At 72.0% G+C, this 8,132-nt stretch carries 7 protein-coding genes and 1 pseudogene; 1 reads left to right on the plus strand and 7 read right to left on the minus strand.

What is annotated here, in order from left to right:
- A pseudogene (locus tag ACRDP3_RS08800) lies at positions 1-900 on the plus strand (hypothetical protein); the annotation flags it as partial.
- A gap of 51 nt (positions 901-951) precedes the next feature.
- Here the strand turns inward: ACRDP3_RS08800 and ACRDP3_RS08805 are convergent.
- The 7 genes from ACRDP3_RS08805 to ACRDP3_RS08835 all read right to left on the minus strand — a co-directional run bounded on the left by ACRDP3_RS08805 (position 952) and on the right by ACRDP3_RS08835 (position 7,957).
- Entirely contained in the window at positions 952-1,596 is a 645-nt protein-coding gene (locus ACRDP3_RS08805; protein WP_431516296.1) for a GTP-binding protein, read from the minus strand.
- Complete coding sequence (locus ACRDP3_RS08810) at positions 1,577-2,002, minus strand: DUF742 domain-containing protein (RefSeq protein WP_431516297.1); 426 nt, start codon at positions 2,000-2,002, stop codon at positions 1,577-1,579. Before ACRDP3_RS08810 ends, ACRDP3_RS08805 begins: the two co-directional genes overlap by 20 nt.
- Positions 2,003-2,012: 10 nt before the next feature.
- Entirely contained in the window at positions 2,013-2,435 is a 423-nt protein-coding gene (locus ACRDP3_RS08815; RefSeq protein WP_431516298.1) for a roadblock/LC7 domain-containing protein, read from the minus strand.
- The gene (locus ACRDP3_RS08820) at positions 2,435-5,089 is read right to left on the minus strand and encodes a sensor histidine kinase (protein WP_431516299.1); all 2,655 of its coding nucleotides are present in this window, start codon (positions 5,087-5,089) and stop codon (positions 2,435-2,437) included. Before ACRDP3_RS08820 ends, ACRDP3_RS08815 begins: the two co-directional genes overlap by 1 nt.
- Positions 5,090-5,140: 51 nt before the next feature.
- On the minus strand, positions 5,141-5,929 hold the full coding sequence (locus ACRDP3_RS08825) for an MHYT domain-containing protein (RefSeq protein ID WP_431516302.1): 789 nt from the start codon (positions 5,927-5,929) through the stop codon (positions 5,141-5,143).
- Between the two features lie 385 nt (positions 5,930-6,314).
- Entirely contained in the window at positions 6,315-7,250 is a 936-nt protein-coding gene (locus ACRDP3_RS08830; RefSeq protein ID WP_431516300.1) for a DUF3048 domain-containing protein, read from the minus strand.
- 230 nt (positions 7,251-7,480) lie between these two features.
- On the minus strand, positions 7,481-7,957 hold the full coding sequence (locus tag ACRDP3_RS08835; protein WP_431516301.1) for a phospholipase: 477 nt from the start codon (positions 7,955-7,957) through the stop codon (positions 7,481-7,483).
- Positions 7,958-8,132: the final 175 nt, after the last annotated feature.

An 8,132-nucleotide genomic window follows, 5' to 3' on the forward strand; every position in this document is an offset into this window, starting at 1 on the left:
CTCCTGCTGGTGGCCACCCTCCTCGTGCTGTCGGTCACGGTGGCGCCGGGGGCGGGGGCGGTGAGCGCGGGCGCCGGCTCCTGGTACACCGCCGCCCCGGAGAGGACGGGTGGCGGCGCCGTCCTGCTGGTGCTGCTGGGGCTGATCCTGATCGGAATGTGCGGCGGGCTCCTCGTCCGCGGTCGCGCACGGCGGCAACAGGCCGAGCGGGAACGGGCCGGGCTGGAGACGTTGCGTCCGGTGGTGGACGAGGACATCACCGCGTTCGGCGAGAATCTGGACCGGATCGGCTTCGAGCCGACCGCCCCGGGGTCCGACGACGCCATGCGCCGGGACTACACCCACGCCCTGGACGCGTACGACCAGGCGAAGCGGAAGATGGACGCGGCCCGACGCCCGGCAGACGTCAAACCCGTCACCGAGTCGCTGGAGGACGGCCGCTTCGTGCTCGCCACGCTGGAGGCCAGGCGGGACGGCAAGCCGCTGCCCGTACGCCGGATGCCGTGCTTCTTCGATCCGCGTCACGGCCCGTCCGCCGAGGACGTGCGGTGGGCACCGCCCGGCGGCGCGGAACGTACCGTGCCGGTCTGCGCGGCGGACGCGGCACGGCTGGCCGACAACGCGCAACCGATGGCCCGCACCGTCGACACACCGGACGGACGCCGGCCGTACTGGGAGGCGGGTCCCGTGTACGGACCGTGGGCGGGCGGTTACTTCGGCGGCGGCATCCTGCCGGGGCTGCTGATCGGCACGCTGCTCGGCAACGCGATGGTGCCCGGGGCGTACGGATCGGAGTTCGGCGACGGCGGGGAGGGCGACGTCGGCGGAGGGGACCTCGGCGGCGGCGATTTCGGTGGTGGCGGCTTCGGCGGCGGGGACTTCGGGGGCGGCGGCTTCTGACGTCCGGATTCGGTCCCGCTCCCGCCCCGCGCCCTTAGGCGGAGCCCGCCTTTAGGCGGAGCCCGCCTTCGGGGCGCCGTAGACGCGGCCCGCGTGCTCGACGAGGGCGATCAGCACCTCCTTGGCGGAATCCTGCTCCCGCGCGTCGCACAGCAGCACCGGCGTGTCCGGGTCGAGGTCGAGAGCGCTTCTGACGTCCTCCGGGGCGTAGGTGTGGAAGCCTGCGAAGCAGTTGACCGCGACGACGAAGGGGATGCCCCGGCGCTCGAAGTAGTCGCAGGCCGGGAAGCAGTCCTGCAGGCGCCGCGTGTCGGCGAGCACTGTGGCTCCCAGCGCGCCGTTCACCAGTTCGTCCCACAGGAACCAGAACCGGTCCTGTCCGGGTGTGCCGAACAGGTACAGCGACAGGTCCTCACGGAAGGTGATCCGCCCGAAGTCCATGGCGACGGTGGTGGTGGTCTTGCCCTCGACGCCGTCGAGGTCGTCCACCGGGCGCCCCGCCTCGCTGAGCCGTTCCTCGGTACGCAGGGGGCGGATCTCGCTCACCGACCCGACGAAGGTGGTCTTGCCCACGCCGAACCCGCCCGCCACCAGGATCTTCAGCGACACTGCGGGCCCGGGCCCGGGCCCGCGCTCGCCCTCGCCCTGGCCCTCGCTCTCGCCCTGCCGACGCTCGTCAGAGTGCACGGAGTCCATCGATCACTTCCTCAAGGATGTGCGCATCGGGGAGCTCCGCAGCGGGCACGGGGCGGCTGACCTGGATGCGCCCGGCGTCCAGCAGGTCGCCGAGGAGTACGCGTACCACCCCGATCGGCAGGCCGGAGTCGGCGGCGATGTCCGCGACGGACGTGGGCACGGCCCGGCAGCGCGCGACGATCGACGCGTGCTCGGGCGAAGGGAGCGCCGGGGCGTCCTCGTTCGGTTCGCCGGCGCTGATGACCGCGATCAGGTCGAAGACCTCGCTGGTCGGCCGGGCGCGGCCACCGGTCATCGCGTAGAGGCGTACCAGTGGTCCCGCGTCGTCGTCGAACCACTCAGGGGTGGAGGCCGGCGCGGGCTCCCCCGGCCCGTCGCCGAACCACTGACTGGGGATGTCGGTCATGGCGGCCGGGTCACTCCTGGACGGGTGCGTCAGCGGCAGCGCGGGACGGCACCCCGAGGTGCTCGGCCACCCGCTTCACCAGCCGGGCCATCTCGTAGGCGACCAGGCCGACATCGGCGTCCGCGTCGGTGAACACGGCCAGGCAGGAGCCCTCACCGGCCGAGGCGACGAAGAGGAACCCGCCCTCCAGCTCGACCATCGTCTGCACCACCTGGCCCGCCTGGAAGTGGCGCCCCGCGCCCTTGGCCAGGCTGTGGAAACCGGACGCGATGGCGGCGAAGTGCTCACCGTCGTCCCGTTTCAGGTCGCCGGAGGCGCCGATGAGCAGGCCGTCGCCGGAGAGCACGACGGCGTGCCGGATGCGCGGCACCTGGGAAACCAGCTCGTCCAAGAGCCAGTTGAGTTCACCGGCGGATTCCATCGTCCCGGGCATCAAGCTTCATCTCCTCGTGACGGGATCTCGGTCGTCGTCGATTCCGGTGCGGGCGGCGGCTGTTCGTCCCCCGCCGCGGCCCGGTCCGTCGCCGGGTCCGCCCCCCGGTCCGCCCCGCTTCCGCTCAGCCAGCCGGTGCGGAGCGCCGCCATGGTGGCGCGGGCGCGTTCCGGAGAGCGCCCGGGGGTGGTGGTCGCGGTCGTCGTCGTGGTGGCGGCGGTGGCGGGGTCCGCGAGGTCCGCGGGGTGCCCGGCGGCGCGCTGCGGAGGGGCCGGGTCCGGGGCCGGGGCGTCGCGCAGCTGCGGTGCGAGATGCGTCTGCCGTACGCGCCGGGGCAGCGGAGCGGGCTCACCGGTGGGGTGCCCTTCCTGGGAGCCGGGGGCCTGGGCGGGGACTTGGGCCGGGCCCTGGCCGGCCGCCGCGGCCAGGACGCTGTCCGGCAGCGGGGCCGCGGGCGCGGAGTGGGGCGCCGGGTGGGGTCCGGAGCGGGAGCGGGCACGAGCCGGGAGCGACGCGCCGTGCCGGGCCGGAACGGTCCGGAACTCCTCGGCCGCCGGGGGCCGTTCCGGCTGTCCGGACTCCTGCGGTACGCCCCTCTCGAGCAGCTCCTCCGGAATGAGCACGACGGCCGTGACACCGCCGTACGCCGACTGCTGCAGCGAGACCTGGATGTCGCGGCGATGCGCGAGCCGGTTGACCACGAACAGGCCCAGCCGGTCGGTGTCGAGCAGGTCGACCTGGGAGGCCTCCGCGATCTTGCGGTTCGCTTCGGCCAGCGCCTGCCGGCTCATGCCGAGACCGCTGTCCTCGATCTCCAGCGCGAGGCCGGATCCGACACCTTCGCCGCGTACCCGCACCTTGGTGTGCGGGGGAGAGAAGACCACGGCGTTCTCGACGAGTTCGGCGATGAGGTGGGTGAGGTCGGCGACGGCCGCGCCGGCTATCCGGAAGCCCTCGGGGACCCGTACCTCGACGCGGGCGAAGTCTTCGACCTCGGCGACCGCCGCGCGTACCACGTCGAGCACCGGCACGGGTTTGCGCCAGCCGCGGACCGGCGCGGCGCCGGAGAGGATGATCAGGCTCTCGGCGTGCCGCCGCATCCGCGTCGTGAGGTGGTCGAGCCGGAACAGGTCCTCCAGCTCGGCGGGGTCCTCGACGCGCCGCTCCATGGTGTCGAGCAGGCCGAGCTGGCGGTGCAGCAGCAGTTGGCTGCGCCGGGCAAGCTTGACGTACACACCGGAGATCCCGCTGAGCGCCTCGGCCCGTTCGGCGGCGGCCTTGATCGCGGCCCGGTGCACGGCGTTCAGGGCCGAGCCGACCTGCCCGATCTCGTCCTCTCCGCGCCGCCGCACCGGCGCCTCTGCGTCGATGTCCAGCTCTTCGCCCGCGTGCAACCGCCGCAGGGACTCGGGGAGTTTGCGGCCCGCCAGCTCCAGGGCCGAGTTGCGCATGCCGACCAGCTCGACGACGAGGCCGCGGCCGATCTGCATCGAGATCAGCAGCGAGAGCAGCACGCCGATCAGGCCCAGGACCACCGCGATGCCCGACCGTCCGAACACGTCGAACGCGAGCGGGTCCGCCTTGTCCGCGGCCGTCGTGCCCGCCGCGGTCTCGGCCCGGCGCAGATCCTGCAGGACGGAGCCGGCGGCTTCGTCCCACTTCACCGCGGAGCCTGCGGCTGTGTCACCGCCGGACAACCGCCCCGGCCCCGCCACTTCGATCGCGCGCTCCAAGGCGCGCAGTTCCTGATACCGCTCGCCGCGCAGGACCGCCCGGTAGCCCGCTTCGTCGGACGGACGCAGGTCGTCCACGGCCGCCTTCATCAGCGTCCGCCCGGACGCCGTTGCGCCGACGAATTCGCGGTAACGGTCCGCGCTCATCCGCCCGTCGGCATGGGAGCCGCCGACGATGGCGTCCGTAAGGGCGATCATCTCCCGGGCGCGCGCGAGTTCCTGTACGACGCGTGCCTCGGAGGCGACCTCGGAGTCCCGGTACCGGTCGGCACCCGAGCCGGAGACGCTGATGCCGGTCAGCGCGCCGCCGACGGCGAAGCCGCGGTCGATCGTGCCGGTGTACGCGGTGTACGCGTCGTCCGGGCTCGTCTTCTCCCCGGTGATCCGCTTCCGCAGGGACGACAGCTTGCCCGCCGAGTCCATCAGCCGGTCGGTGCGGGCGGGGAGTTCGGGGCTGAGCGCGGCGGTGTCGGTGCTGCTGGCGCCGACACCGCGCCGCAGGTCGGCGGCGGCGGCGTCGGTGGCCTTGCCGCGGGTGTTGAGGGTGTCCAGGCGGGAGGGGTCGGGGTGCGCCAAGTAGCGCGCCGCGGCGCTGCGCTCCGCCTGTACCGCGGTGACGTATGCGCCGACCGGAGCGAGGAGGGTCGCGTTGACCTCCTTGAACCGGGTGAGGTCCGAGACGTTCTGCGCCGTGGTGACCGTGGCGAAGCCCCACAGGGCCATCAGCGAGACGACGGGGACCATCAGAAGTGAAACGATCTTCGCCCGCACGGATTTGGGGCGCAGCCGGTCCGGCACCAGTGACCACGGGCCGTACCGCGGCGCCTGCGGCTCGCGCGGCCGCACATGCCCCGGTCCGCTCCCGGGCGAGGGCTTCGGGTCGTCGTGCCTGCTCCCGGCCGACGCGTGGTTGGCACGCATACTTCCTCGATCAGGTGTGAAGGGCATGTAGGTGGTGGACCGGGCGCCGGCTCAGGAGGCGGGGGCCTCGGCGCCGTGCGCCTCGACGTCGTGCAGGCGCCGCACGGCGGACTCGGACTCCGCGCGCTGCTGCGCGGTCGGCGACAGTGCGACGAAGGCGGAGGTCAGGAAGAGGAAGGAGCCCAGCACCACGGTGAGCGGGAAGATGAATTCGGTGGCCGTAGCACCCGGCAACGCGGCCTGGCCCGGCGTCAACCGGACGTCGACGGCGGCCATGCCGGTGTAGTGCATGCTGCTCACGGCGAGTCCCATGACCAGCGAGGCGACGGTGGCGCCGGCCGTGCCGTACACCGTGAGCGCCGCCCACAGCGCGGCGGTGGCGGCGGCCACGGCGATCAGCACGGACAGGCCCACCAGCAGCGGGTCGTAGCCGACGCCGCCGTGGAGCCGCAGCGCGGCCATGCCGATGTAGTGCATGGCGGCGACGCCGAGCCCGGCGCCCAGACCGCCCAGCAGCAGGGAGTGCGCGCGCGAACGGCCGTAGCCGACCGTGAAGACGCCCGCGCCCACGACGAGAACGGCGACCACGAGGCTGAGCACCGTCAGCGGCACGTTGTAGCGGATCGCGGAGCCGGAGACTCCGAAGCCGAGCATGGCGATGAAGTGCATGGTCCAGATGCCCGAACCGATCGCGAGCGCGGCGGTCAGCAACCAGTTGCGCCGGCTCCTCCCGGTCGCGGCGAGTGCGCGAACGGTGCAGCGCAGACCGAGCGCCGATCCGACGCACGCCATCACGAAAGACAACGTTGGCGTCAGCCATCCATAGGTGAAGTGATGCATCTGTCCCACGGGGCGTCCTCTCGCCTGGTTGCTCGGGGCGATGGACGCTAACACAGGAATTTCACATGCGGTTGACCGTCCTCCATATCCAGCGGCACACGGGCACGTTTACCCGTTGGTATACCGAAGAGGAACATGCCGTGTCCTGCATTCACTCCGCGCACCAACTCCACGACCTCGCACATCCGTTGGAGCAATTCCGGTGGCGGGCTCACGGACCGGGCCCGAGAACTCGTGCGCGGATGACGATCCATTACGGGAAGGAACGAAATCCCGGCCGGTCCGCGAGATCGAAAAGCGGACCGTCACCCTCGCCGAAATACTGCCGAAACGTCTCAACTGGTCTTTCTGGCGTCAGTGTTCGCAAGCAGGGCGAACACGGCAGTCAGTCCGCGGGCGCGAGTGCCACCCACACGGGCCCGCGTGCGAAGGGCAGTCGCCGACCGTCGTCGTCGGTGAAGGAGGTGCCGTCCGAGGGTTTCCCACGTCGCCAACGGGCGTCGTACTCCTTGCCGTCGCGCAGCACCAGCGCCCGGCCCGCACCCACGGTCTCGGTGTACGGAGAGACGCCGCCCGACCTGTCGCCGTACCGGGAGGAGCGGATCTTCACGTACTGCACGACGACCGTGGCCGCGGCCAGCCGCCCGCCCCCGCTCGTACGGGCCGGCTTGCCATCCATCGAGACCAGCCAACGCCGCTTCCCCTCCGACCAGGAGAAGGAGACGCGGGCGGCCGGATAGCGGACGGTTCGCTCCTCCGCCTGCCGGCCGCCGCTCGGTGCGGAGCCGAAACGGAAGCCGATGTCGCGGGGCGCCGACACGTCGGAAGCGGCCCGCTCGGCACGGGCGGCGCGCAGATAGAGGTTGTGCGGAGCGGAACGGTCCGGCTCGCGTACGTACCCGTCGGACAGCCGGCCGGGCGTCAGCGCGGTCAGCGGCGCGGATTCCACCTTGGGCAGCAGCCTGGACTGGACGCCGGAATAGGCGAGCGCGGGGTGGTCGAACTGGCGCAGGAGTTCCAGATCGGACTCGCGGACGCTGCGTACCGGTCCGACGGTGGCCGGGAACCGGGAGGCGAAGACGGCCAGCAGGCGGGTGAGGCCCGCCTCGACCTGTTCGACGTAGACGATGTCGGCCTTGTCCAGTCCGGTCTGCGGCCGGGCGGCCGGCACATTGTCGATCTTGACGGCGAGCACCTTCTCGCCCACGCCCTGCTCGCCGGTGAAGAGTGAGCGCTCACCCTCCCCTTCCCCGCCGCAGCCCGCCAGCAGCGACAGTCCCGCCGTCATCAGCACGGTCCGTCGCGACCCCGTCCACACCATGGCCCGCCCGCCTCCTTCGCTCCGCTCCGGAGTGAACGTTCCCCGCCGACGGGCAGGATCAGCACATTCGGCGGAAATGCCCCGGGGCGGGTCAGCGCCGCCGGCCATGGGCGGGCGCGGGGGCAGAGCCGGCGCGGACGCCGCAGGAGCGGGACGCCGCCGGAGCGGCGTCCCGCGTGCGGGTCAGGAGAGGGCCGGGTCGGATGCCGGACCGATCAGCCGGTTTCTCCTCAGCCCACCGGGCTGCCCTTCTCGACGCCCAGGATGACGACGGCCTGGTAGTAGGTCCATGCCAGCCCGTTGCAGGACGCCTGGGTGGCGCCGCTGTAGCCGGCACAGACGCGCTTCAGATCCTCGTAGAAGGCGCTGTCGATCCGGGACTTGTTGGCTTCGAAGGTGCCTTGCGCCTTGTAGTTGCGGTAGCCGAAGTCGTGGCGGATGCACCCGTTCTCGAAGGGGAAGCCGAACGGGTTGTCAGGTGACGAGGAGCAGACATCCGTCGACCAGTCGAAGTTGTACGCGGCCCAGGAGCCCTGGTCGGCCCGGGCGGCGAGGAAGGCGTTCTGGCTGCCGCCGTCGGTCTGGGTCCATCCGGCGAGAACCTGGGGCTTGTCGCCGGGGTCGGCGACGGCCGTGGTGGCCGAGCCCATGACCGCGAGCACGGCAGCGGACGACACGAGGACACCGGCAGTGAGTCTTCGACGCATTTTTCCTGTACCTCCGTGGGGGGTGAGGCGGGCCCGAACCGGAACCACATCGGGCTCGCAGAGCATGAGCATGACAGAACAACTCCCGTCATGTACCCCTCTCGGCCTGGAATTCGACCTGTGGACCGGGGCCTCGATCGCCCGGCACGGCGGAGCGGCCTCTGACCGTCATGCC

It is taken from the genome of Streptomyces sp. (genome assembly GCF_050698815.1).
In the GTDB taxonomy this organism is placed as follows: Bacteria; Actinomycetota; Actinomycetes; order Streptomycetales; family Streptomycetaceae; genus Streptomyces.

What these genes read in the sequence shown, in the direction of transcription:
- ACRDP3_RS08805 (WP_431516296.1), bottom strand. Translation starts at nt 1,596, where the DNA reads ATGGACTCCGTGCACTCTGACGAGCGTCGGCAGGGCGAGAGCGAGGGC.
- ACRDP3_RS08810 (WP_431516297.1), bottom strand. Translation starts at nt 2,002, where the DNA reads ATGACCGACATCCCCAGTCAGTGGTTCGGCGACGGGCCGGGGGAGCCC.
- ACRDP3_RS08815 (WP_431516298.1), bottom strand. Translation starts at nt 2,435, where the DNA reads ATGCCCGGGACGATGGAATCCGCCGGTGAACTCAACTGGCTCTTGGAC.
- ACRDP3_RS08820 (WP_431516299.1), bottom strand. Translation starts at nt 5,089, where the DNA reads ATGCGTGCCAACCACGCGTCGGCCGGGAGCAGGCACGACGACCCGAAG.
- ACRDP3_RS08825 (WP_431516302.1), bottom strand. Translation starts at nt 5,929, where the DNA reads ATGCATCACTTCACCTATGGATGGCTGACGCCAACGTTGTCTTTCGTG.
- ACRDP3_RS08830 (WP_431516300.1), bottom strand. Translation starts at nt 7,250, where the DNA reads ATGGTGTGGACGGGGTCGCGACGGACCGTGCTGATGACGGCGGGACTG.
- ACRDP3_RS08835 (WP_431516301.1), bottom strand. Translation starts at nt 7,957, where the DNA reads ATGCGTCGAAGACTCACTGCCGGTGTCCTCGTGTCGTCCGCTGCCGTG.